The organism is Candidatus Acidiferrales bacterium (assembly GCA_036514995.1).
GTDB lineage: Bacteria > Acidobacteriota > Terriglobia > Acidiferrales > DATBWB01 > DATBWB01.
On sequence record DATBWB010000099.1, the window covers coordinates 1 to 23931 of the forward strand.

The window sequence follows — 23931 nt, forward strand, 5'->3', positions numbered from 1 at the left end:
GTCCACCAAGCGGCCCGAACCGAGATCCACCAGCCGTGCCAGATAGAACGATTCACCGAAATGGCGCCGCCAGATCTCGACCGGCTCTCGAATCCCGGTCAAGTTGATACGCCGGTTCCACCGGACAAGCATTTCTGTGTAAGCAAGCACCGCTTCAACCGTCTCCGCGCGCGGGTGCAAGCCGAATGTTTCCAGAGTCTGGTTCAATTGCTCGCTCGGAGTCATCATAGCAAATAGAATCTAGTAGAACTCAATAATAGCTAAGAGATTATTCATAGTCCTCCGCAGGTCCTGGCGCCGAGCGAAGAATTCTATCGGCGACGCCGGGTCTTTCGACCTCCCGGATTTCAAGCCTGGCGATATCAGTCAAGACGGCGGCACGCATAGACGGTGGCGGCGCGCCTCACTCTAACACAGCCCGCACGCGGGTGGCAGGCTGGGAGCCCCGCTCGACAGAGTGTGTGGCAAGGCAGAGCCAGGCTCAAAAAGGATATACTGGCGGTTCCATGCAGCGTCCGATGGCGATCGCGTGTGGCGTGGCCCTCTGGCTGGCGAGCTGCGTTCGAGCCACGCCGGCGGGGGCTGGTCAGTTCGCGCAGGAAAAGCAAAAAGAAGCGGTCGCGCCGGTTTATGACCTCGCCGATACCGATTTGGCGGCGATCGCGGAAGTGGACAGCCGGCGAATCGCCGTCTTCGGCGTGAAACTAGGCGACCCGCGGGAGGAGATCCGGAAGCGTTTTGGCAAAGAGGCCCGGCCCGCCTCATGGAACCCGAGCCTGCTTTTTGTTCGCCTCGGCGGGACGCCGGGACAAGTCGGGGTGGCCGGGCTGGTTTTGAGCTTCGACGGCAGAGATCGGGTGGCCAGCATGGAGATTGGAACCGGTACGCGCACCGGGGAATTGCCCGAAGTGCTGGCGACGAAGCTGCGGGGCAAGACACGCGCCCTTTTCTTGAAATATTCCGACGACTTGCGCCTGGAGATATTCGGCCCGGGGTCCAAAAAATACCAAGTTCCGAACCCGCCGCTAACCGTTTATCAATACCCCTTGCGAGGGCTTTCGCTCGGAGTGTACCGCGACGCTCAGGGCAGGGAGCGCGTCTCTGGCCTGCTGCTCAGCCCGCCGCAGCCCCTCGACAAACCAACCGAGTAGCCATTTCATAACCCGGTTCTGGCCTGTCGCACTGTCATGCTGAACGAAGTGAAGCCTCTCTGCCTGGGATTCTGTGCTTCGCTTGGGATGACACGAAAAGGCGGCGGACGTTTTGAAACGCCTTCTAACGCAGGATGCGGATCGAGCCCGAGGTGGTGGAGGCTTCGATGCGGGCGTCCGGCTTGCCAATGAGGCCGCGGAGCTCATGCCGCGATTTCGACTGGATGGTGATCGGCCGGTCGGTGGTGATGCTGCCCGAGCGGGTTTCGAGGGCCACTTCGACGTCCACCGGCTCGAGCAGGCGCAAATGGATGCCGCCCGACGCGCTGCTAATTTCCCAGAGAGCGCCACTCGCCGGGTTGCCCTCGACCGAAACCCCACCGGAAGCATTGCGCGCCCGAACATCTCCCTTCGCGCCGCGAATTTGGATATGCCCGCTGGCATTGCTGGCGTCCACGCGCCGGCCCGGTTGGTTGATGGTGAGCGAGCCGCTGGCTGCCCGGGCGCGCACCTCGCCGTCAACGTCCTCGATCGTTTGCGAGCCGCTGGCAGTGCTGGCGCGGAGATTGCCGCCAATGTCCCGCGCGCTCAATTCGCCGCTGGCTGCCGTTATGGTCACATCTTTGGCCACGTTCCCCACGGTCACGCTGCCTGAGGCGCTCGTGGCTCGCACCGGACCTTTGACATCGCGGATGGTTTGCTGGCCGGAGGCAGCCGTGGACACCACTTCGGTATCTTCGGGAACGGTAATTTCGTAGCTTATCTGGACGTTGCGCAGGAGTTCGCGGCTGACGCCGGAACCGACGAGGATGAGGCTGCCGCGCTGCTCGATGGGCGGGTTTTCCTTGAGGTGCCGGGCACGTTCGCGGGCATCGCCCCAGAGCCAAGTGCCGACTCGAAATTTGCCCACGATGTGCACTGAGCCCTCGGTCCCGACGGCTCGGGAAATGTTGATGCTGCCCGAGGCCGTCTGGACTTCGAGGCGTACCACGCCGCTGACCGCCAGGCTCCTTTCAAACGTTCCGCGCTCGCCGTCAATACCAACCACGCAGGCCGGCTGCGTGGCCGCCGCTACGATCGTCAACAGAAGGATGGCCGGAATACGCGCGGACCGCATCAGGACACTCCCGACGGCAAGAAACGTTCTTCTCGCCATGGGTTACGCATCCGCCTCACCAAAAGTTCGGGCTACTTTCCGATGCAGAATTGGGAAAAGATTCGGTCGAGGATGTCTTCGACGGTAGTTTCGCCGGTGATCTCGTCGAGCGCTCGCTCACCGGAAAGACGCACCACCCCGATTCCACCCCGTCCGGGTGGCGTCGAGATGGCAACGATGGTGTCATCCGCAAACAAGTTGGCCGCCAGTGGTCGTCCCTCCGCCGCCGAGCGAAGATTTGGGAGAGAGGGAAATCGTGGGAGCGGTTGTCGGGTTGCTCGGCAGCTAGTGCCGTTCCAACTTGATGAGCCTATACATCTCGATCCTGTATGATCAATAAAGCATGCCGTGTGACTTGCGGAAAATGGCCCCAAATAGTTGGAACGGCACTAGCCCGCCTTGGCGGGACCGGAGCCTGAGCTTTCTTGCGCGCTCTCGCCCTCGCCCCCGCCGCTCGCGGATCTTTCTTCGTGCACGACGGTGGCTGCGGCCACCGAGTCCTCATCCTCGAGTTTCAACAGCCGGACGCCTTGCGTCGAGCGGCCAGCGGCCCGGATTTCGCCAGCTTCGAGCCGGATCACCTTGCCGTATTCAGTGATCAGCATGATGTCCGACTCCGCCTCGACGTGCAGCGCGTCCACGACCTTGCCGTTCCGTTCGGTGGTCTTGACGTTGATGACGCCCTTGCCGCCGCGCGACTGCCGGCGATATTCGCTCAGCTCGGTGCGTTTGCCGTAGCCCTTCTCCGTGACCGAAAGGATCAGTCCGGTATCCTCAGGGATGGCCTCCATACCCACCAGGTAGTCGCCCTTATCAAGCTCCATGCCGTTGACGCCGTAAGCCGGCCGGCCCATGGCGCGGACATCGTCCTCGTCAAAGCGGATGGCCATGCCGTCGTGGCTGGCGAGAAAGATCTGATGCTTGCCGCCCGTCAGCTCGACGCCAATCAATTCGTCACCATCCTCCAGGCCCAAGGCGATGATCCCGCTCGAGCGCGGGTTCGAGAAATCCATCAATTCGGTCTTCTTGACGATGCCGTTCTTGGTGGCCATGAAGACGTACTTGCCTGGCTCCTCGAGGTTGCGCACGGCGAGCACCGCCGTCACTTTTTCTTCATGGGACATTCCGACCAGGTTGACGATGGGCTTGCCGCGGCCGGCGGCGCTCACATCGGGCACCTCATAGACCTTCAACCAGTAAACGCGGCCCTTGTTGGTGAAGATCAACAGGTAACTGTGCGTGGAAGCAATGAAGAGATTTTCGACAAAGTCTTCCTCGCGCGTCTTCATGCCCATGCGCCCTTTGCCGCCGCGCGACTGGTGGCGATAGACGGCGACCAGCGTCCGCTTGACGTAGCCGGCGTGGCTCACGGTGATCGCCGCGTCTTCATCGGCAATCAGATCCTCGAGCTTGATCTCCTCCACGCGCTCGACCATCTGCGTCCGCCGCTCGTCGCCGAACTGCTTTTGCACCTCGCGCACCTCGTTGACGATGACCTGCTTCAGCTTTTTGTCGCTGGCCAGGATTTCCTTGAGTTCGCCGATGAGTTGCTGAATCTGCTTCAACTCCGCGAGAATTTTTTCGTGCTCCATCTGCGTCAGGCGATGGAGCTGCAGGTCGAGAATCGCCTGGGCTTGGCGCTCGGAGAATTCCCACCGCGCTATCAGGCCTTCTTTGGCTTCCTTGGGAGACTGGGACGCCCGGATGAGCTTGATGACCGCGTCGAGCACGTCCAGAGCTTTCTTGAAGCCGAGCAGGATGTGCTCGCGCTCTTCCGCCTTTTTGAGGTCGAAGGCGGTTCGCCGCCGAACCACTTCCATGCGGTGATGGATGAAGTGCTGGAGCAGCTCCACCAGGCCCATCTCGCGGGGCTGGCCGTTGACAATGGCGAGCAGGATGACGCCGAAACTTTCCTGCATCTGGGTGTGCTTGTAGAGCTGGTTCAAGATGATCTTCGGCTCTTCGCCCTTCTTCAGCTCGAGCACGATGCGCATGCCTTCCCGGTCGCTTTCGTCGCGGATGTCGGCAACGCCTTCGACCGTCTTCGCCTGCACCAGCTCAGCGATGCGCTCAATCAGCTTGGCCTTGTTGACCTGATAGGGAATTTCCGTGACGACGATGTATTCGCGGTCTTTGGAGACGCGCTCGATTGCGGCCTTGGCGCGCATCTGGAACGAGCCGCGGCCGGTGCGGTAGGCCTGCTCGATGCCCTCCCGGCCGTAAATAAACGCGCCGGTGGGAAAGTCCGGCCCGGGGACCAGCTTCATCACGTCCTCGAGCTTCGCTTCCGGTTTCTGGATGAGCAGCGCGCAGGCATCCAGGACTTCCGTCAAATTGTGCGGCGGGATGTTGGTCGCCATGCCGACGGCGATTCCCGACGACCCGTTGACGATCAAATTGGGGATCTTGGAAGGAAGGCAGGTGGGCTCCTGCCGGCTTTCATCGTAGTTGGGCCGGAAATCGACGGTTTCTTTCTCAATGTCCGCCAGCAGCTCCTCGGCGATCCTGGCCAACCGCGCCTCCGTGTAGCGGTCGGCTGCCGGCGGGTCGCCGTCAATGGAACCGAAGTTGCCCTGGCCGTCAACCAACGGATAGCGCATGCTGAAGTCCTGCGCCAAACGAACCAGTGCGTCGTAGATGGGCATATTGCCGTGCGGATGGTAGTTGCCCATGGTTTCGCCCACGATCTTGGCGCACTTGCGGAAGGGCTTGTTGGAGCGCAAGCCCATTTCCTCCATGGCGTAGAGGATGCGACGGTGGACGGGCTTCAAACCGTCACGCACGTCGGGCAGGGCTCGGCCGATGATCACGCTCATGGCGTAATCGAGGTACGACCGCCGCATCTCCTGTTCGATATCAACGGGAACGAACGTCGGTTTGGTCTCGCTCATGAAGCCTCAAGACAGGGGCCGGTCGGCCCTGAAAAAATCAACACCGTGGTCAGGAAATCTGCTCAAGCACCCTCGCAGCCAGGCAAAGAAAATGGAAAAGAGAAAACAGAAAAGAGGCCGGCCTGATTTCTATTTTCTCTTTTCTATTTTGTTGCTCTGCGCTGCCTTCCGCTCTCGCAGGATCACTATTTCTCCGTCGCGCAGCCGTGCGCGAAACTTCGCTGACCGTTCCGCGATTACTTTCAGGATTTCTGCCCGGCCGTTCCCTTGGGCTATCTTGGGCGCGCCCTCCTCGGAAATCTCGATGGGGATGAGGCCGGCAGATTTCAAGCCCGTTCCGTCAAAAATGAGACGCGCCATCGCCGCGCGCCTGGCCTCATCCTGCCGGCTGGCGTAGGCAAAATTGGCAAGCGAGTAAAAGATCGGCCCGGCCCGTGCCAATCCGGTACGGGGCCCGCGATACCACTCCACCCCTTGCAGGACGTGCGGGTGCATCCCGACCACGGCGTCCGCGCCGACGCGAACCGCCAACCGGCCCAGGAAGCGCTGGTGGGGAATCGTCTCCGGCAGGGCGTGCCCGCCCCAGTGCATCATCAGGACTACATGATCGGCCTGCTTCCTCGCTTCCCGGATCGCGTCCATCAATCGCTCTTCTTCCTTGGCGGTGGCGATGCCCGGCTTGGCCGGGTCCGCCCAGGCATATTTCGGAACCACATCGGAGAAGGCGAGGAACGCGATACGAATTTCCTTTTCTGCCGCCGGGGTCTGCGCTTGGCCTGATCCACCTCTGCGGGATGGCTCGACCGGAGGAGTGGTGATCCTCTTCGTAAAGATCCACGCCTTGCCGGCCTCTTCCTGATTCCTTCCGGCACCGACGTAGGGTAGCTCGGCCTTGTCCAGCGCCGCGATCGTGTCGAACAGGCCTTGCTCCTGGTAATCCATCATGTGGTTGTTGGCCAAGCCGACGAGCGTGAAGCCGGCCGCCTTGAGTGCCGCGGGAATCTGCGGATCCGTCATCCGGATCAGGTAATCTCGGCCTTCGTCCAGCGCTTTCTGGTTTTTCCACGGCGTTGGCTCGGTCGCCTGGGTGATCGGCCCTTCGAGGTTGGCAAAAACCACATCCGCCTGCCCGAGCCGCTCTTTCACCCCATCGAGAAAATGCTCCAGGTCCTGCTTTCCCCTCCAAGGTGACTCCGGCAGCGTGTCGCCGACAACCAGGATTTCAATGTGATTAGCCGCCTTTCTCGTAGCCGGTGTCGGTTGCCCGGATGCCTTCGAAAGGTTGCCGATTGCCAGCAAGAAAACGAGCCCAATGGAGGTGACAGTAACGTGCATCCGCTTCTTCATCGAAAGGTTGCTGCCCGTCATTGGCCTTCATTGGTCGTCATTGGCCGTCATTGGCGACCGGGGGTCTCCGGGGCGAATCGGGTTCGGCGGCAGAATGGAAAGCGATGCTAGATGTCCAGGTTCTTCACATCCAAGGCATTCTCCTCGATGAACTTGCGCCGGCTCTCGACGTCTTCGCCCATCAGGGTTGAGAAAGTGGCTTCGGCCTCAGCCAAGTCTTCGAGTTTCACCTGGAGCAGCGTGCGCGTATCCGCGTTCATGGTCGTTTCCCAGAGCTGTCCCGGGTTCATTTCGCCCAGCCCTTTAAAGCGCGTAATCGTGAATTCTTTTTTGGCATCCTCAAGGACGTACTCGAGCAGGCCCTGCATGGTTTCCGTGGTGGTCGACTCGCTGTTGCGCGTCACCACGTAAGGCGGCTTATCGAACTCCCGGATGGAGGCGTAGAGCGAGCGAAGCCTCTTGTATTCGGGCATCGAGGCCAGCTCCCAATTGATCCGCCGCTGCTGGGCGCCGCTGTCGGCAATCACCAGTTCGTAGAGGCTGTGTTCCTCGTCAAGTTCAATCGCAGCCGGGATTTTCAGCTCTTTGAGTTCTTTGGCAAGCTCGCTGAGCTTCTTGTTGTCGGCAAAGTCGGCCTTCTTTTCGAGTTCTGACCGCAGCAGGAGCTGGATCAGCCGGGCATCGCGCAGCCGCCTCATGACCTTGGCCAGGAACTGGTTGTACTCGTACACATCGGTCAGGAAGCGAGCTAGCTCCCCGCCCTCGATGCTGGCGCCGCCTTTCATCTTGACGACGTGGTCCTCGGTCGCCCGGCGCATCAGCTCGCGGTTAAATTCTTTTTCGTCCTTGATGTATCGCTCCCACTTACCGCGTTTCAAGCGGTAGAGCGGCGGCTGGGCGATATAGACGTTGCCGCGATCAATCAAGTCCTTCATCTGCCGGAAAAAGAAGGTGAGCAACAGGGCGCGGATGTGCGAACCATCCACGTCCGCGTCCGTCATCAGGATGACCTTGTGATAGCGGAGTTTGGTGGCGTCGAAATCCTCGCGGCCAATGCCGGTGCCCAGCACGGTGATGAGGGCGCGAATTTCCTCGTGGGAGAGGATCTTGTCGTAGCGCGCCTTCTCCACGTTCAGGATTTTGCCCTTAAGCGGCAGGATGGCCTGGTATTTCCGGTCACGGCCCTGCTTGGCCGAGCCGCCGGCCGATTCGCCCTCAACCACAAACAGCTCGCAGCGCGCCGGGTCGCGTTCCGAACAATCGGCCAGCTTGCCCGGCAGGCCGCCGCCTTCGAGAGCGGTCTTGCGCCGCGTCAGCTCCCGCGCCTTGCGAGCCGCCTCGCGCGCCCGGGCAGCGTCAATGGTCTTGGCAATCACCTTGCGCGCCACCCCGGGGTGCTTGTCGAAATATTCCGACAGCTTCTCGTTGGTCATCTGCTCGACCAGGCCCTTGATGTCGCTGTTGAGCTTGCCTTTGGTCTGCCCCTCGAACTGCGGCTGGGGCAGGCGGACGGAGACGACGGCGACCAGCCCTTCGCGGACGTCGTCGCCGGTGAGCTGGATGTTTTCCTTGTTGTCCTTGAGGGGGCCGAGGGAGTTGGCATAGGCGTTGATGGTGCGCGTCAGGGCGGAACGAAACCCGGAAAGATGCGTTCCCCCATCCACGGTGTTGATGGTGTTGGCAAAGGAGAAGACCGACTCGGCGTAAGCGTCGTTGTACTGGACAGCCACTTCGACTTCGACCGTATCGCGCTTTCCTTCAAAATAGATCGGCGATTCGTGGAGGACGGTCTTGCCCTTGTTTAAAAACTTGATGAATTCGGCGATGCCGCCGGTGAAGCGGAACTCGGTCTTCTTCTCGCCCTTCTCCACGCGCTCATCGGCCAGCGTGATGAGCAAGCCCTTGTTCAAAAACGCCAGCTCGCGCAACCGCTGCGCCAGCACGTCGTAGTTGAACTCCTCTTTGGCAAAGATCTGCGGATCGGGGTGGAAGGTAACCTTGGTTCCGGTGCGGTTTGTCTTGCCGGCTTTGATGAGCTTGGTGGTCGGATCCCCTCGTTGGTAGGACTGCTGATAGGTATAGCCTTCGCGCCAGATTTCGAGATCGAGGGAGTCAGCGAGCGCGTTGACCACCGAGACGCCCACGCCGTGAAGCCCGCCGGAAACTTTGTAGCTTTCGGTGTCAAATTTTCCGCCGGCATGGAGGAGCGTCATCACGACCTCGGCGGCGGGTCTTTTCTCCGTGGCGTGCATGTCCACGGGGATGCCCCGGCCGTTGTCCACCACCGTGACCGAATTGTCGAGGTGCACGGTGACTTCGATCTTGGTGGCAAAGCCGGCCAGCGCTTCGTCCACCGAGTTGTCCACCACTTCCCACACAAGGTGGTGCAACCCGGATGAGCCGGTGGAGCCGATGTACATTGCCGGCCGCTTGCGCACCGCCTCGAGATCGCCGAGGACCTTGATGCTGGTGGCGTCGTAGCGATGGCCCTTGGAGGTCGCTACTTCTTTCTCACCCATACGGATGGCCTCGCTTGCCTCGGGTGGCGAGCAGCGTTGGTCCTGCCCGCGAAATTTTTCTATGCGCTTTGCGGCCAGCGAAAGAAAAAACCGACCGTTACCCCGGCTGGTTTTTGCCCGCCTGGCAGCGGGTTTCGAAGCGGTCGGCTGGAGGAGCTCGAACGTTTCTTGCTGACTCTCAAGCCCTATATTTTACCATAACTTAGCCAGAATTCACGCAAGGAAAAAGTAACTTCTTTCGAGAGGCCTGCCGGGCTCAGATGCGCATCGGCATGAGGACGTAGCGGTAGCGGAATTGTTCGTCGCCGAGCGGGCGCAACTGCCCGGCAGATTGTTCATCCTTGAACTCGAAGCTGACTTTGCCTTCCGGGGCGGCACCAAAGAAATCGAGCAGATAGTTGGCGTTGAAGCCGATCGTGAGCGGCTCGCCTTTGTAGCTGACCTCGACGGTCTCTTTGGCCTCGCCGAAATCGGGGCTGGAAGAAGAAACCTCAACCCCTTCGCTCGTGAGCGCGAACTTGATGGCGTGGGAACGCACGTCAGCGAGCAGGGCCACGCGGCGAACCGCCGGCTCGATGGCACTGCGGTCGATCTGAACGATCCTTGTGTTCTCCCGCGGGAGAACCGCTTCATAGTTGGGAAATTGGCCGGTGAGCATCCGCGCCAGCAGCAGCCGCTCGCCGATCTTGAAGAAGAGGTGGTTCTCATCCCTGGCGAACTCGGCCACCACCTCCTCGCCGGCATCGGCCAATAACCGCTGGAGTTCGGCCATCGCTTTCTTCGGGATGAGCGCTTCGTGCTCGCCCTTCAGACCTTCCAGCTTGTGATCGGTCTCGACGAGCGCCAAGCGGTGGCCGTCGGTGGCCACCATGGTCATGGAATCCGGCTTCAAGATGAGCTTGGCGCCATTGAGCGTGTAGCGCGACTCTTCCATGGAAATGGAAAAAATGGTCTTGGCGATCAATGTCGCCAGCAACCTTCCCGGAATTTTCACGAGCGGATGCGGAAATGCCGGCAGGACCGGGAAGTTGTCTTTCGCCATCCCCACCAAGCGAAAATTCGACTTTTCACACGCAATATGGAACCAGTGGTTCTCCAGAAGCTTGAACCGGACTTCTTTGTCGAGAGGCAGCATGCGCACGATCTCGAGCAGCCGCCTGGCGGGGACGGTCCCCGCGCCATCCTTCTTCACCTTGGCCGGACATCCCGTCTTGATGCCCAACTCGAGGTCGGTGGCGGCTATGGACAATCGGTCGCCCTTGGCCTCCAGCAAAAGGTTGGAAAGGATGGGGATGGTGGTTTTCTTCTCGATGACGCCCTGGGTCAGGCCCAGTTCGGCGACCAAAACTTTCTGGCTTACGCTGAATTCCATCTCGATGAATCTCCTGTGAATCTATACGAGCTTGACTACAAGCAACCTTACCAGACTAAATATACAGCCGTAGCCGTAAGAGCGGTGAAATTTGTGCAAAAAGTGTTGCTCCACGCCCGTGAGGCGATTACAGCCAGCAGGGCCGAGGAAAAGATTTCAACCGCCCGGCCAGGCAGTGGAAAAAGCTGCTGGTCTTGCACCAAGATGATGCAGCCGGTGGCTTTTCCACACCACCCCCCGGCCGCTGCTTGTGCAAGGGTGAGCAACCTCAACTGAATGAATCAATCAGCTTGTTGAGCATTCTGTTCAAATCTTTGTCCTCGCGGCGCAGGGCGTCAATCTTGTGGATCGAGTAAAGCACCGTCGTATGGTGTTTGTTGCCGAACTGCCGCCCGATCTCGGGCAAGGACGCCTGGGTCAGATTCTTGGCCAGATACATGGCGATCTGACGCGGATAGGCAATTGCTTTCGAATTGTTTTTGGATTTCAGCTCCGCCACGCGCAGCCCAAACTGCTCGCCCACGCGCTTCTGGATCAGCTCAATCGTGATCTTCTTCTCCTGAGAATCGATAATGTTCTTGAGCACCTGCTGGGCAATGGGGAGGTTGATTTCCGCCCCGATGAGCGACCCATAGGCCTGCAAGCGGATGAGCGCTCCTTCCAGCTCACGGACGTTCGACTTGATGGACCGGGCGATGTACTCGGCAACATCCACCGGCAGCGGCACGCGCTCCGTCTCCGCCTTCCGCATCAGGATGGCGATCTTGGTTTCCAGGTCGGGCGGCTGGATATCCGCGATGAGCCCCCACTCGAAGCGCGACCGCAGCCGCTCTTCCAGGGCGGCTATCTCTTTGGGCGGGCAATCGGATGAGATCACGATCTGCTTCTGGGCGTCATAAAGGGCGTTAAAGGTATGGAAGAACTCCTCCTGGGTGCGCTCCTTGCCGGCAATGAACTCAATGTCATCCACCAGCAAGATGTCCACGTGCCGATACTTTTCGCGGAAGCTGACCATGCGGTCGTAGCGCAGCGAATTGATCACCTCATTGGTGAATTCTTCCGAACTGATGTAGGTGACGCGCATGGCCGGCTGTCGCAGCTTGGTCAGGTGCCCGACAGCCTGCATCAGGTGCGTCTTGCCCATGCCCACACCACCGTAGAGAAAGAGCGGGTTGTAGGCTTTTGAAGGTCGCTCGGCAACGGCCAGCGCCGCCGCGTGAGCAAACTGGTTGGAGCTGCCCACGACAAAGGAGTCAAAGGTATAGCGCGGGTTGAGCTGATTGGCGACCGATTCAAAATCCAGTTTGCTTTGCTGCATGGTCGAACCTATCTTGGCGGTCGGCCCAACCGCCTCTTCGGTGACGAATTCGATCTGGCGTGGACCCAACTGTAGTTCGGCCAGGGCGCCCTCAAGGATCGCCCCATAGTTTTCCCGTAACTTCTTCTTGAACAAACGGTTAGGGACATGGACGGTGAGGCGCTCTCCCCGCACTTCCACCAACCGGGTGGGCTGAAACCACGTCGCGTAGGTGTGTGGATTGACCCGTGGTGCTATGTGCTGGAGGATCTTTTCCCACGTATTCATGCAAGCCCGCCGGCAAACGGGAGGGTGAGCGGCCCAGCGGATGAATTTCCACAGCTGTGGAAAAGTTGTGGATGACCGGTCGCCCTCTGTTACCTGAATGGTACGCCATGAGGGGCCGTCGTGGCCTCGATTCCTCGGAACGCAAGGGGCGGAGAAAAAACTCCGTCTTGTGTTGTTCACTCGTTGGGTGACAAGGTCTCGCGGCTGCCTCAGGGCGTGCTCGAAGCGGGGGGATGCTACCACAGTTTCACCCCATTTTCCACAGTGGTCAGGCCTCCGGCTTTCCTTGACGCTCTCTACCCCATCCGATATACTGCCCGTTCGATTTCCACTGCGGAAAGCTGACCGCACGGGGAGTTCATGCCCAAACGAACCTTTCAACCCAATGTCCGCCGGCGGAAGAAAACACACGGCTTCCGCAGCCGGATGAGCACCCCCGGGGGAAGAAAAGTACTTGCGCGGCGGCGTGCGAAAGGACGCTGGCGGCTTGGCGTCGATTAGCAACCTGCTCGGTGGCGCGGGATGGCCCCGGGCGGTGCGCCTGGTACGTTCCAGCGACTTCCGCGCTGTCTATCGCTCGGGGCGGCGGCTGGCCTCCTCTCACTTTGTCGCTTTTGTTCTTTCCAACGGGCGTGCCCTTTCGCGCTTTGGCCTATCCCTCAAAGGGGCGCCGAAGCGGCGGGGTGGTTCCGTGTTGCGGAATCGAATGAAGCGACGCGCCCGTGAGATGCTGCGGCGATGCCGCGCGGAAATTCCCGCGGGTTGGGACATCGTCCTCCACCCGAAGACAACCGTGAGCACTGCCGATTTCGCCGCGCTCGAGGCGGAACTCCTCGGCATGTTTGCCAAGGGCTTGGCCTGAAGCAGTGCGGTTCACGGCCCGTCCGCCCCGGGTGGAGAGGCAAGAAAACGGTCACGACCATGAGAGCCCGGCCGATCCAAACGCTCGTTCTAGTCGCCCTGCGCACCTATCAGGCAATCTTGTCGCCTGTTTTTGCGGGTGCGTGCCGCTTCTATCCTAGCTGCTCGGTCTATGCCAGCGAAGCGGTGGCCCAGCACGGTGTGCGCCAGGGTCTCTGGCTCGCGGTCAAGAGATTGCTTCGTTGTCGCCCCTTTCACGGAGGCGGCTACGACCCTGTCCCTGTCCGCATGGAGCGGACGTGAGGCACGAGGAATTCCTGGAAGCTGATGAACGGCGACAAATTTTCCTCTGAATTGCGGCTGCTGCTGGCGTTTGCGCTATCCGTGGTGGCGATGTTGATCATGCAGCGCTGGATGGCACGTCGCTTGCCCCCGCCGCCAGCCAAAGCCCCGACTACGATGACGCAGCCGGTGGTACCCGCCCCGATTGAATCGGGGCCTGCGAAACCCCAACCATCCGCCTCCCTGCGATCCGCTGCCAAACCGGCGCCGGTGGAGGTCAAAGCTGCCACGGCTGAGCAAGAGATCGTCGCGGAGAACACTCTTTATCGGGTCGTCTTTTCCAATCGGGGCGCGGTGGTGAAGAGCTGGGTGCTGAAGCAATATGCCGATGAATCGGGCAGCCCGCTGGACGTGGTGCACCCGGCCGCATCGAGCCAGGTAGGCTTCCCGCTGCGCCTGGTTCTGGGCGAGGCGGGCGGGGTCGACGTGGCGGCGCTCCAAAAAGAGGTCAATGAAGCGCTCTTTGTTGGTCCTGCTTCGAAGAAGGTTTCGATTCCCGGAACCCTTGCCTTCGAGTACGCTGGCAAAAGCGGTCTGGCAGTGAAAAAGAGATTTCGCTTTGACGAAAGCTACGTTGTCCAACTCGAGACGATCGTCACTCTGAACGGGGCGCCGCTGGCCCACTCCATTTCCTGGCAGGGCGGTTTTGGCGACAAGACCGCTTTCCAGGCCCTCGAGCAGGTGCAGGTCTTCCGCCGGGCGCCCAACGAAGTGCAGCGGCTCGCCCACAAGAAGGTCTCTGCGCCCAAGTCGGAAGTGGGTTCCTTTGCCTACGCCGGGATTGAGGATCTTTATTTTGCGGCTGTCTTTCTGCCTCCCCCCGGCGCCGTGCGCATCACCGAGTGGAAAGATGAATTTGAGCCGGCGCCGGCGAAACCCGGAGAGAAAGCGAGCAAACAGCCAGCACTGGGCATTGCGCTGGGCGTGGCCGGCGGGGAGGGTGGCCCCGATCGTCCCGAAGCTTCGGGAGGGGCGGGCGCGCCGCCGGCAGCGCAGTCCCTGGGCCTCTTCGTCGGCCCGAAAGACCTAGACGCGCTGGGAGCGGTCAAACCACCGCTCTCCGAGCTCGTGGATTTTGGCTGGTTTGCGGTCATCGCCAAGCCGCTCTTCCTCGGCATCAAGTGGCTCTACCACAACGTCGTGGCCAATTACGGCTGGGCGATCGTCATCATGACGATTGGCATCAACATGGCGTTGTTTCCCTTGAAGTTGAAGGGAATGCAATCAGCCCAGAAGATGCAAAAGGCTGCGCCCGAAGTTCGCTCGATCCAGGATCGCTACAAAAAGTTCAAGTTCAATGATCCGCGCAAGCAGGAGATGCAGAAAGAAATCATGGCCGTTTACAAGAGGCAGGGCATCAACCCGCTCGGCGGTTGCCTGCCCATGCTGCTGCAGATCCCGTTTCTCTACGCCTTCTACAAGGTGTTGTCCATCACGATTGAGATGCGCCACGCGCGGTGGCTCGGTTGGATCAAAGATCTTTCGGCGCGCGATCCCTACTATGTGCTCCCGATCTTGATGGCGGTGACGATGTACTTCTTGCAGAAGATGACGCCGACCGCCACCGCCGACCCTGCCCAGCAGCGGATGATGAACATGATGCCCATCATGCTCGGCGGCATGTTTGTGGTCTTTCCCGTCTCGAGCGGACTGATGCTCTACTGGCTGGTCGGCAACATCATCGGCATAGGCCAGCAGTGGTTCATCAACCGGCTGGGAGCCAAAGAAGCCGAGCGGGACGCCCAGAAAAGGCGAGGCCGGCCCCCTCGGTGAACGGGCCGAGGCGACAAGCCCGCCTGGCTGGATGGCGGTAAACCCTGGACCCGACCGGTTCAGAACCAGAGGCAGACCCCGGATGAGCGCTTGGATCCAGGATGGCAAGCTGGACCGCGAAGGCATCGAGGAGCCGCTGCGTTCCTTCCTGGATCGGCTGCTCCGCGCCTGCGGATTTTTCCTCACCTACCAGATCCGGCCAGCCGCGCCGCAAGACCTGACCGAAATGGAAAACCCGGAGCTCATCGTTGAATTCTCCGGCGAGGATTCGGCTCTCCTGCTCGAGCGCAACGCCGAGCTACTGCGGGCGATGGAGTACGTTTGCATCCGGGCGGTGCGGCTCGACCCGCACTACCACGACCGCATTCGCTTCGATTGCGAAGCTTACAAGGCAACGCGCATCGAAGAGTTGAAGCTGACCGCGCAGGTGGCGGCCGACAAGGTGCGCGCTACCGGCCAGCCGTTTCGCTTCAATCCCATGACGGCCCGCGAACGGCGCATCATCCACCTGGCGCTCAAAGACACACCCGGGATTCGGACGGCCAGCGAGGGTTACGGCGAACGGCGGCAACTGGTGATCTACCCGGAAAAGGCGACCCAGTCCTGATTTCTCGATTTCGGAAATAGTCCTGCCGTTGCGCCGCGCCCTCAACTTTGCGAATATGTTTCTGTCCATGGCCAGGGTGACGCCAAACCTATTGCTTGACCCGCTCACCGACCCGGCTCGGAAAGAGACCCGGCTCTTCGCCGAGTTGCGCCGCCATGGTTCCCTGGTGGTTGCCTTCTCCGGCGGCGCCGACTCTGCCTATCTCGCCTGGGCCGCTCACCGGGCGCTCGGCCGGCGAGCCCTGGCCGTGACCGCGCTCTCGGAAAGCTATCCGCGGTTCGACCGCGAACAAGCGGAAACGTTCGTGCGGCGATTTGGGATCCCGCATGAGTTCCTCCGCACCGCCGAGTTTTCGAATCCCCGCTATGTCGCCAACCGCCCGGACCGCTGCTATCATTGTAAGAACGAACTTTTTGAGCAACTCGACAAGCTGGCTGCCGAGCGCAAGTTTGCCGCCATCGCCTATGGCGTGAATGCCGACGATGTGAGTGATTTTCGCCCCGGCCATCAGGCGGCGCATGAGCACCGGGTGCTCGCGCCGCTGCTGGAGGTGGGGCTAAGAAAGGTTGAGATTCGCGCCCTGTCCGAACGCGCCGGGCTGCCGACGTGGGATCGGCCGGCATCGGCATGCTTGGCGTCGCGCATTCCTTACGGAACCGCCGTGACCAAAGAGAATCTGAGCAAGGTGGAGCAGGGCGAGGCCGCCCTGCGGGAGCTTGGCTTCCGCCAATGCCGCGTCCGCTACCACAACGAACTGGTGCGGATTGAAATTGCTCGCGAAGAATTGCCCCGGGCCCTCTCCTTGGAAATGGCCCACCGCATGACCGAGATCTTCAAGCAGCTCGGCTTCGCTTACGTCACCCTTGACCTCGAAGGCTACCGCAGCGGCTCACTCAATGAAGTGATCGGGGAAGCTGCCAAACGCAGCGACAGAGAACGATTCTGAAAACCGAAAACCGAAAAGGGAAAAACGAAACTCGGCACTCGAGATTGAAAGCCCAGGGAGTTTCGCTTTTCGAATGTCGATTTTCGAGTCGGGAGCTTACTCAAACCCGGCCATTTGCCACTTCTTCAGCGTGTCTTTGACGAGCGTGCCGACGCAGGCCACGATCTTCGCAAAATACTCGTCGGCTTTCTTCTGGGAAAAATCTTTCGGGTAGCCCTGGCCGGCGTGGTAGAGCCCGATGGTGGAAGGAAAGGGCGTAGCGCTCCAGCTTCCCGGCGCGGGGTTGGGCGTGGCCAACGCGTCCGAATAAAGGTCCTTGTGCACCAGCTTGGGATTGATCGCCTGGATGAAAGCGGTTTCATTGATGCCGGCGTGGCCGCCGTCTTCGCCAAAAACTTCTTTGGTGACGTGGCCGCAGGCGCTCCACCAGTTGATCACCAGCGTGTTCACTCGCCGCGCCAGGGCAAGCTGCTCGCATTCGCGCGTCAGAATCGCTGTCTGCAGTCCGCCGTGGCCGTTGATCACGACAATGTTCCTGAAGCCGTTTTTGACCATGCCCTCGAGGACTGCCCGCAAGTAGGGTGTGAACGCTTCTTCGGGAATGTGCAGGGCTCCTGGATAGGGCGCCATCGAGCCGGTGACCCCGTAGGGAATGTGCGGGGCAATCAGGGCGTTGGCGTCGGGCGCGATCGCGGCCGCGATTTTCACCGGGGCCAGGTTGTCCGCGCCGTTGTTGATGACGCCGTGCGGTTCGAGCGTTCCGACTGTGACCAGCACCGTCTTCACCTGCGCTGGGACGATCTTCTTGAACTCCATCCAGTTCAGGTCGTCCAGCAAGCGGCTGGGAAGGTCTTGAGCGGAGGCAAAGGAGGTAAAGCAAACAAGGAGGCAAAGGAAGAAGAATAAACGCTTCATACACGGCCCTCCCTAAATCAGTGTTTATCTGTGTTCATCTGTGGTTGCTGCTCACTGCCCACTGGTCGCCGGTCACCGGTCGCTGTGTCTCGGGCAGCCAGGATGGTGTTCACATGAATCTGCACGGTATCTTCAACCCGGCGAGCGTAGCCGCCGGCGAGCGTCACCGCCACAGGAATGTTTCGCCGTCGGGCCTTCTCGAAGACCAGCGCGTCGCGACGTCGCAACCCTGCCATGGTGAGGACGAGCCCGCCGAGCTGGTCTTCGCGGTAAGGATCCGCGCCGCCAACGTAGAAAAGAATCTCGGGCGAGAATTGCGCCAGGGCTTTTTCAAGATGCCGGTCGAGCAGCGTCAAATACTCCTCGTCGCCGATGCCGTCCGGGAGATTGATGTCCACGTTGCTTGGCGGCTTCGGGTGCGGGTAGTTGTTCTCCTGATGGATGGAGAGGGTGAAAACGGTTCCATCGCCTCCGAAGATGGCGGCCGTGCCGTTCCCCTGGTGGACGTCGGTATCCACCACCATGACGCGCTCGACCGCCTGCTTGGCCTGCAGGCGGCGGATGGCAATCGCTACGTCGTTCAGCACGCAGAAACCCTCGCCGTGGTCGGGATAGGCATGATGAAAGCCGCCGCCGATGTTGACGCCGAAGCCGTCGGCCAGCGCTCGCTCGCCGGCCAGGATGGTGCCGCCGGCCGAGAGCCAGCAGGCTTGGACCAGTTCCGGCGAATAGGGAATCTCCAACCGCAAGATTTCCAGGTAACTCAACTTGCCCAACTTGAGCTTGCGGACATATTCCTGGGTGTGGACGCGGAGGACGTCGGCGTCCGCCGCCGCCGGTGGCTCCAGGAAGTCGTCCCGTGCCGCCCATTTTTCTCGAAGCAGCGCGTCATGGATGAGCTTGTACTTGACGGAAGGAAAAACATGCGCCCCGAGGTTCAGATCGTAGCCATCGGAATAGATGAGCTTGAAAGGGAGCATGCCGGGGGAAATTTTAACATGAAGGCGACCGGCGCCAGGTGACCCGTGCCACGCGACCAATCCCGCGCCAAAAAGTCCTGAAAGTGCTCGGGCTCGAGCGCGGGCCCGGCACGGGAGACAAGGTTTTCTGGAGTATAATAGCCGCCACCGTGGACCTATTGCCGCACGCCAAGATCGGCACCATCTTGGGGTTGCTCGAGCAGGTGCGTGATGTTGGCGGCAAGGAAAACGTTTACAAGGTCGCTCAGCGCTTGCGTCTGGACCTGGATGATCTTGCGCCCATCACCGAGGCCGCTGAACTTCTCAGCTTCATCAAGGTTGAAAAGGGCGACATCGAACTGACTGCCACTGCCGTCAACCTGCTGGTCGGTGACGACAACCACCGCAAGAAGCGCTTTCGCGAGCAAATCCTGAAGCTCCCGGTCATTCAGGAGGTCATGGCCACGCTCCGATCCAAGCGGAAACGTCGCATGGGGCGGGAACGCTTCCTGACGAAACTGCAAGCGCATTTTTCGCCCGGCGAGGCAGAGCGCCAGACGGCCACGGCGATCAACTGGGGCCGCTACGCTGGGCTGTTCGATTGGGATCAAGGTAAGGACGAACTGTATCTGCGCGAGGCGAAGCCGGCAGCGGTTGCGGCTCGCGGCAAACGCCGGTGAAGGTTTGCCCGGCGGCACGGGATGATCGGCCGCTAAATCTTTCGCCCCACTCCCAGCACAACCTGGCACGCTTCCGGGGGGCAGGTTCGTACCCGGCTGAGAAGCAGCGCCTTGGCCGATTCGCCAAAAAATAATCCGGCGAATACCACGAACTTGATCGCCTCGCTCACCAGCAGCACACGATACATCGCGCTGCGAGCCCAATTTTTCTGAAGCCGTTTCAAAGAAGTTTGGGGTGAACCAGGTGATGAAAGAAGGCGAGCCGCGCTATGCTACTATGGTGGCCGCCGAACGACAACGCTGGCCGGGATCGGCTTTCGAGGCATGGCATGAAGGCGCATGTGTGGGTGATGTTGAAGCTGACGGTGCTCGACCCGCAAGGGCAGACGATCCTGCGGGCGCTCGAGTCCATTGGCTTTGCCGCCGTGAAGGACGTTCGCCAGGGCAAGTTTTTTGTCCTGGAGCTGGACAGCAACCTCAACCCGGAGGCGGCTCGCGCTGAGGTCGAACGACTTGCCAGGGAGGTGCTGACCAACCCGGTCATCGAAGAATTTCGGTACGAGATGGTGGAATAGGTTTTCCCTGTGCACAAAAATGCAGCAATTTTCCATCGCTTCTCAAGAGAGGCAGCAACCGGCCCAAAGAGCTTGAGATAATAGGCGGTTAGCGGGAAGCTGTTTGGCAGCCTGGTTGCTGAGGACAGGGCGAACGACCATGTGCGGAATTGTTGGATACATCGGGCCCAAGAAAGTGGTAGCCGTCATTCTCGAGGGGTTGAAGCGAGTCGAGTACCGCGGCTACGACTCGGCTGGCATTGCCGTAGTTGGGCAAAACGGCAAGCTCGAAATCCGCCGGGCTTCCGGCAAGCTGCGCAACCTGGAAGAGAGCATGCGGCTCCATCCGGCCGACGGCATCTACGGCATTGGCCACACCCGCTGGGCCACTCACGGCCGCCCCACCGAAGAAAACGCCCACCCCCACCGCGATTGCAAAGGCGAGGTGGTGGTGGTGCACAATGGCATCATTGAGAACTACCTGGACTTGAAGCGGAAGCTGGCCGCCGAAGGCCACAAGTTCGTCACCGAAACCGATACGGAAGTCGTCGCTCATCTGGTGGAAAAATATCTGAACGGCGTGCCGCTCGAAGAAGCCGTGCGCCGGGCGGTGAAAGAGCTGACCGGCGTCTATGCGCTTTCCATCCTCTCGACGCGCGACCTCAACAAGATTGTTTCCGCGCGCATGGGTCCGCCGGCGGTGATTGGCCTCGGCCAGGACGAATACTTCGTCGCCTCGGACATCCCGGCCATCCTCTATCACACCCGCGACATATTCTTCCTCGCCGATGGCGACATCGCCGTGATCACCCCTGAGGGCGTGCGGGTGATGGACTACGAGGGCAAACCGCTCGAGCGCGCCGTCCAGCACGTCACCTGGGATCCGATCATGGCGGAAAAGGGCGGGTTCAAGCACTTCATGCTCAAGGAAATCTTTGAGCAGCCGCGCGCCGTCCGCGACACGCTCCTCGGCCGGTTGTCGCTTGAGACAGGCAAGATCTTCCTGGAGGAGATGGACATCAGCGAGGAGGAATTCCGCCGCGTCACTGACGTCAAGCTGGTCGCCTGCGGCACCAGTTGGCATGCGGCGCTGGCCGGCAAGTTCATGATCGAACGCCTGGCGCGGTTGCCGGTGGAGGTGGACTACAGCTCTGAGTTCCGCTATCGCAATCCGATCCTGAGCGACAACAGCTTGACGGTTCTGATTTCGCAATCGGGCGAAACGGCGGACACGCTGGCGGCCCAGCGCGAGGCCAAGCAGAAAGGCTCGAAGACGCTGGCCATCTGCAACGTGGTTGGTTCTATGCTCACCCGCGAGGCCGCCGGCACCATCTACACTCACGCCGGGCCGGAAATCGGGGTGGCTTCCACCAAAGCCTTTGCCGGCCAATTGACCGCGCTCGTGCTACTCTCGGTCTATCTCGCCCAGTTGCGTGGCACGATCACGCAGGACTGTGCTCGCTCCATCTTGAAGGAGCTGACTCACATCCCGGCCAAGCTCGAGACCCTGCTCCAACATGACGAAATGATTGAAGAGCTGGCCAAGCATTTCTTCCGCTGCTCGGATTTCCTTTTCCTCGGCCGCGGCATCCATTACCCCATCGCGCTCGAAGGCGCTTTGAAGCTCTAAGAGATCAGCTACATCCACGCTGAAGGCTATCCGGCGGGGGAGATGAAGCACGGGCCCAACGCTTTGATCGACGAAAATCTGCCGGTGGTGGTGGTGGCCACATGCGATAAGAACGACGAGTTTTCCCGGGTGCACTACGAGAAGACGATCTCGAACATCAAGGAAGTCAAAGCGCGCGACGGGATCGTCATCTCGGTCGTCACCGAGGGCGACACGATGGCCCGCGAGGCCTCCGACTATGTGATTGAAATTCCCCCGGCGCCGGAATTGCTCTCGCCCATCCTCGAGATCATTCCGCTGCAACTGCTTGCCTACCACATCGCCGTCCGCCGCGGCTGCGACGTGGACCAGCCACGTAACCTCGCCAAGAGCGTGACGGTGGAATAGCTGGCCCCATCGGGTGTGTGATAAGCGCCGTTTTGCGGCAGGGCACGCCTTCAGGCGTGCCTTAAACCTTGCAGAATCAATCCGGCTTTAGCCGCTGAGGGCATCAAGACTGAGTTTTCACACCCTCTCTGATCGCCCTGCAACGAGTGGCATAACGTCGTTTTCGCCCTGGTGCGCTTCCTGCCTTGCCTGCCGCACGCAGCCGCGAAGTGCTGTCGGTCCTTGGCGGGATGGTCAAGGCCCGCCGCGCTTGTCCTAAGTCCGCCGCGGCGGGTTGGCGACCCATTGCTTCGGGCCGCGCGCCGCGTTAGCCTGCCTCCGGCAGGCAGGCCTTCATGCCCACAAAGGAGGTCCTATGGTCAGGCACGCTGCTGCACCTGCTCTCGACTTTCGCCAAGCGCTGCTCGAAACTTACGCCGTCAACGACCGGATGAACCAGATCGTGCTCGAGCATCTCGACCCGAGCGCGTGGCGAGCCAAACCGCCTGGCCGTAAGGGACGAACCATCGCTGCAATCTTCACTCACATGCACAACATCCGCTGCAAGTGGTTGAGGCTCTCGGCCCCGCATCTGAAGCTGCCTGCCCTGCTGCACAGCGCCCGTTGCACGCAGAAGCAGGCCAGGGCCGCGCTGGCCGAGAGCGCCGCGCGCTGCGGCGAGATGCTCGCGGAAGCCTTGGCCCGCCCCGAGGGCCGCGTCAAGAAGTTTCGCCGGGACGGTTGGGCGAGGCCGTGGCCTGCGGGCGGTGCCATGTTCGCCTACATGATTTCGCATGATGCCCATCATCGCGGGCAAGTGTGCATGCTGGCGCGTCAGCTCGGATTCCCGCTGCCAGACAAGGCCGCCGTCGGGATCTGGATTTGGGAAAAGCTGTGGAAGGAGTGTGGGTTCACCCACCCGCGGTAAGCTCCTGGGCGAGCGTCTCTACTCAGCGGGGGCTGTACTGCATTCAAAGCGGCATGAACCGTCTTTGCATCTTGTTATCTCTCTAACGGGGTGGAGTGAGGCCGCGTCCTGGCACCTCATCGTGGAATCCAGCCCCCTTGTGCGACCCCTTTCCAAAATGGTTCACCCCTTGCGGACTGATTCCTGCTAGAACGTACCGGATGCGGGCAGGACTTTTGTACTAGCTCAAGGTAGCGCTAAAGTAACTCCAGTCTAGCACCTCTCGACCATTGACCCGCCTGGGGCAACGGCTAGACTCGGAGCATCACGCGATTGCGTGAGGTGGTGAGCGATGACACCAGAACGAATTGCCGGAATTGAGCGGAGGCGGACGCAACGCGTCCTGATCCGCATCCCTATCCGGGTCAGCAGCAAAAACGGCGGCAAAAACCCCTTTGTCGAGGATACCACGACGGTGCTGGTCAGCTCGCGAGGTGGATTGATCCTGCTGGCCGGCGACGTCCAGATGAAGGATGAGGTCCACGTGACGAATCTTTGGACCGAGCAGGAGCAACTTTGCCGCATCAACTACCTTGGCCAGCCCTTTGAAGGGAAGCGCCAGGTGGGCGTCGAATTCCCTGAACCGACGCCGCGTTTTTGGCGGATTGACTTTCCGCCCCTCGAAGCTGCCTCCTAGTCCGCCCCGACCTGTCGGGGTAAGCCGGCTTGCCCTGAATGAAGTGAAGGGCCTTGCCCCCTTCCGCCTCTCGCCCAGCCCGGAGTCGGATTCTCCCTCCCCGTTAGCCACTCTCCCGACGCTTCGGGACACTGCTGTTCAGTTTCTTGAACAGTCTTGTGTACTTGGCTGAAGATCTCCGGACACCGGAGTGCTCCGGTGGCAGGAGGTTCTAGTTCACGCTGCCTCCTCTTTGGCCATCTGTTTTACTTCATCCAAGAACGCCTGATAGGGGGTTCGCCGCTGGGCCGATAGCCCTGTTGGGCACGCTCAGCAGCCTGAATTTCTCACTCTGACAGCAATTCTCTGGCTCGCTTGCGGAAGGTTTCGAGGAGCGGGAGCTTCTCTTCGGGTGGTAGGAAGGCGGATTCAAAACTCATCTCGGCGATGCGCACGAGCTCCTCGGGAGAGAAGCCCATCTCTTCCGCGGCGAGGGAGTATTCGCGAAGAAGGTTGGTGTGAAACAGGGCGGGATCATCGGTTGAAATCGTTACCCACAGGTTGCGGTCGAAGAATTCGCGCAGCGGGTGCTGGCTCAAGGCAACCTCGCCAGCGGCGAGACCGCGCAATTGGGCCAGCGCGCCGGTAGCCAGGTTGCTCGTCGGGCAGCACTCGAGCGTGATTTGATCGCGCG

Annotated in this window: 25 protein-coding genes; 13 read left to right on the plus strand and 12 right to left on the minus strand. The window is 60.6% G+C overall.

The genetic code is table 11. The features are described from left to right. A partial coding sequence (locus tag VIH17_07030; GenBank protein HEY4682987.1) for an RsmG family class I SAM-dependent methyltransferase occupies nt 1–228 on the minus strand: 228 nt, incomplete at its 3' end. 290 nt (nt 229–518) lie between these two features. Here VIH17_07030 and VIH17_07035 point away from each other — a divergent pair. Continuing rightward, nucleotides 519–1151 (plus strand): hypothetical protein, encoded by a 633-nt coding sequence (locus tag VIH17_07035; protein ID HEY4682988.1) that lies wholly within the window; start codon nt 519–521, stop codon nt 1149–1151. Nucleotides 1152–1275: 124 nt separating this feature from the next. On the opposite strand, the gene VIH17_07040 is transcribed toward VIH17_07035, so the two are convergent. From VIH17_07040 to dnaA, 7 genes are all read right to left on the minus strand, one after another. Next, on the minus strand, nt 1276–2307 hold the full coding sequence (locus tag VIH17_07040) for a DUF4097 family beta strand repeat-containing protein (GenBank protein ID HEY4682989.1): 1032 nt from the start codon (nt 2305–2307) through the stop codon (nt 1276–1278). 32 nt (nt 2308–2339) lie between these two features. Then, nucleotides 2340–2504 carry a hypothetical protein gene (locus VIH17_07045; protein HEY4682990.1) on the minus strand — a complete coding sequence of 55 codons (165 nt, stop codon included), beginning with the start codon at nt 2502–2504 and terminating at the stop codon, nt 2340–2342. A 192-nt stretch (nt 2505–2696) separates the two neighbouring features. Further along, complete coding sequence (gene gyrA / locus VIH17_07050; protein HEY4682991.1) at nt 2697–5198, minus strand: DNA gyrase subunit A; 2502 nt, start codon at nt 5196–5198, stop codon at nt 2697–2699. 129 nt (nt 5199–5327) lie between these two features. Beyond that, nucleotides 5328–6566: a CapA family protein gene (locus VIH17_07055; GenBank protein ID HEY4682992.1), complete on the minus strand. Its 1239-nt coding sequence runs from the start codon at nt 6564–6566 to the stop codon at nt 5328–5330. A gap of 86 nt (nt 6567–6652) precedes the next feature. Next, complete coding sequence (gene gyrB, locus VIH17_07060; GenBank protein ID HEY4682993.1) at nt 6653–9064, minus strand: DNA topoisomerase (ATP-hydrolyzing) subunit B; 2412 nt, start codon at nt 9062–9064, stop codon at nt 6653–6655. 256 nt (nt 9065–9320) lie between these two features. After that, nucleotides 9321–10436: a DNA polymerase III subunit beta gene (dnaN, locus tag VIH17_07065; protein ID HEY4682994.1), complete on the minus strand. Its 1116-nt coding sequence runs from the start codon at nt 10434–10436 to the stop codon at nt 9321–9323. A 268-nt stretch (nt 10437–10704) separates the two neighbouring features. After that, complete coding sequence (gene dnaA, locus VIH17_07070; GenBank protein ID HEY4682995.1) at nt 10705–12021, minus strand: chromosomal replication initiator protein DnaA; 1317 nt, start codon at nt 12019–12021, stop codon at nt 10705–10707. A gap of 360 nt (nt 12022–12381) precedes the next feature. Between dnaA and rpmH the strand changes: the two genes are divergently transcribed. The 6 genes from rpmH (at nt 12382) to larE (ending at nt 16550) form a co-directional block, all read left to right on the plus strand. After that, nucleotides 12382–12522: a 50S ribosomal protein L34 gene (gene rpmH, locus VIH17_07075; protein HEY4682996.1), complete on the plus strand. Its 141-nt coding sequence runs from the start codon at nt 12382–12384 to the stop codon at nt 12520–12522. Continuing rightward, nucleotides 12509–12883: a ribonuclease P protein component gene (gene rnpA / locus VIH17_07080; protein ID HEY4682997.1), complete on the plus strand. Its 375-nt coding sequence runs from the start codon at nt 12509–12511 to the stop codon at nt 12881–12883. The genes rpmH and rnpA overlap by 14 nt, the downstream gene beginning before the upstream one ends. A gap of 59 nt (nt 12884–12942) precedes the next feature. Next, entirely contained in the window at nt 12943–13185 is a 243-nt protein-coding gene (gene yidD / locus VIH17_07085; GenBank protein HEY4682998.1) for a membrane protein insertion efficiency factor YidD, read from the plus strand. Nucleotides 13186–13209: 24 nt separating this feature from the next. Continuing rightward, nucleotides 13210–14997 carry a membrane protein insertase YidC gene (gene yidC / locus VIH17_07090; GenBank protein HEY4682999.1) on the plus strand — a complete coding sequence of 596 codons (1788 nt, stop codon included), beginning with the start codon at nt 13210–13212 and terminating at the stop codon, nt 14995–14997. An 82-nt stretch (nt 14998–15079) separates the two neighbouring features. Further along, nucleotides 15080–15604, plus strand: a complete 525-nt coding sequence (locus VIH17_07095; GenBank protein HEY4683000.1) for a R3H domain-containing nucleic acid-binding protein — start codon at nt 15080–15082, stop codon at nt 15602–15604. A gap of 67 nt (nt 15605–15671) precedes the next feature. Beyond that, nucleotides 15672–16550 (plus strand): ATP-dependent sacrificial sulfur transferase LarE, encoded by an 879-nt coding sequence (gene larE, locus VIH17_07100; GenBank protein HEY4683001.1) that lies wholly within the window; start codon nt 15672–15674, stop codon nt 16548–16550. A 96-nt stretch (nt 16551–16646) separates the two neighbouring features. Here the strand turns inward: larE and VIH17_07105 are convergent, their stop codons facing one another. Together VIH17_07105 and VIH17_07110 are read right to left on the minus strand one after the other, a co-directional pair. Beyond that, on the minus strand, nt 16647–17465 hold the full coding sequence (locus tag VIH17_07105) for a creatininase family protein (protein ID HEY4683002.1): 819 nt from the start codon (nt 17463–17465) through the stop codon (nt 16647–16649). A 17-nt stretch (nt 17466–17482) separates the two neighbouring features. Beyond that, nucleotides 17483–18445 carry a histone deacetylase gene (locus tag VIH17_07110; protein HEY4683003.1) on the minus strand — a complete coding sequence of 321 codons (963 nt, stop codon included), beginning with the start codon at nt 18443–18445 and terminating at the stop codon, nt 17483–17485. Nucleotides 18446–18483: 38 nt separating this feature from the next. Here VIH17_07110 and VIH17_07115 point away from each other — a divergent pair, with 38 nt between their 5' ends. Beyond that, nucleotides 18484–19104 carry an AAA-associated domain-containing protein gene (locus tag VIH17_07115; GenBank protein ID HEY4683004.1) on the plus strand — a complete coding sequence of 207 codons (621 nt, stop codon included), beginning with the start codon at nt 18484–18486 and terminating at the stop codon, nt 19102–19104. A gap of 32 nt (nt 19105–19136) precedes the next feature. On the opposite strand, the gene VIH17_07120 is transcribed toward VIH17_07115, so the two are convergent. Next, complete coding sequence (locus tag VIH17_07120) at nt 19137–19292, minus strand: hypothetical protein (protein HEY4683005.1); 156 nt, start codon at nt 19290–19292, stop codon at nt 19137–19139. Nucleotides 19293–19433: 141 nt separating this feature from the next. Here VIH17_07120 and purS point away from each other — a divergent pair, with 141 nt between their 5' ends. From purS to VIH17_07145, 5 genes are all read left to right on the plus strand, one after another. Beyond that, a complete protein-coding gene (gene purS, locus VIH17_07125; protein ID HEY4683006.1) occupies nt 19434–19679 on the plus strand; it encodes a phosphoribosylformylglycinamidine synthase subunit PurS in 246 nt (81 codons plus the stop codon). Nucleotides 19680–19818: 139 nt separating this feature from the next. Beyond that, a complete protein-coding gene (glmS, locus tag VIH17_07130) occupies nt 19819–21288 on the plus strand; it encodes a glutamine--fructose-6-phosphate transaminase (isomerizing) (protein ID HEY4683007.1) in 1470 nt (489 codons plus the stop codon). Nucleotides 21289–21300: 12 nt separating this feature from the next. Beyond that, the gene (locus VIH17_07135) at nt 21301–21675 is read left to right on the plus strand and encodes an SIS domain-containing protein (GenBank protein HEY4683008.1); all 375 of its coding nucleotides are present in this window, start codon (nt 21301–21303) and stop codon (nt 21673–21675) included. A gap of 355 nt (nt 21676–22030) precedes the next feature. Continuing rightward, complete coding sequence (locus VIH17_07140; protein ID HEY4683009.1) at nt 22031–22582, plus strand: DinB family protein; 552 nt, start codon at nt 22031–22033, stop codon at nt 22580–22582. 331 nt (nt 22583–22913) lie between these two features. Further along, the gene (locus tag VIH17_07145; protein HEY4683010.1) at nt 22914–23258 is read left to right on the plus strand and encodes a hypothetical protein; all 345 of its coding nucleotides are present in this window, start codon (nt 22914–22916) and stop codon (nt 23256–23258) included. A 326-nt stretch (nt 23259–23584) separates the two neighbouring features. Here VIH17_07145 and VIH17_07150 read toward each other — a convergent pair. After that, on the minus strand, nt 23585–23931 hold a 347-nt coding region (locus tag VIH17_07150; protein ID HEY4683011.1), incomplete at its 5' end, for a hypothetical protein.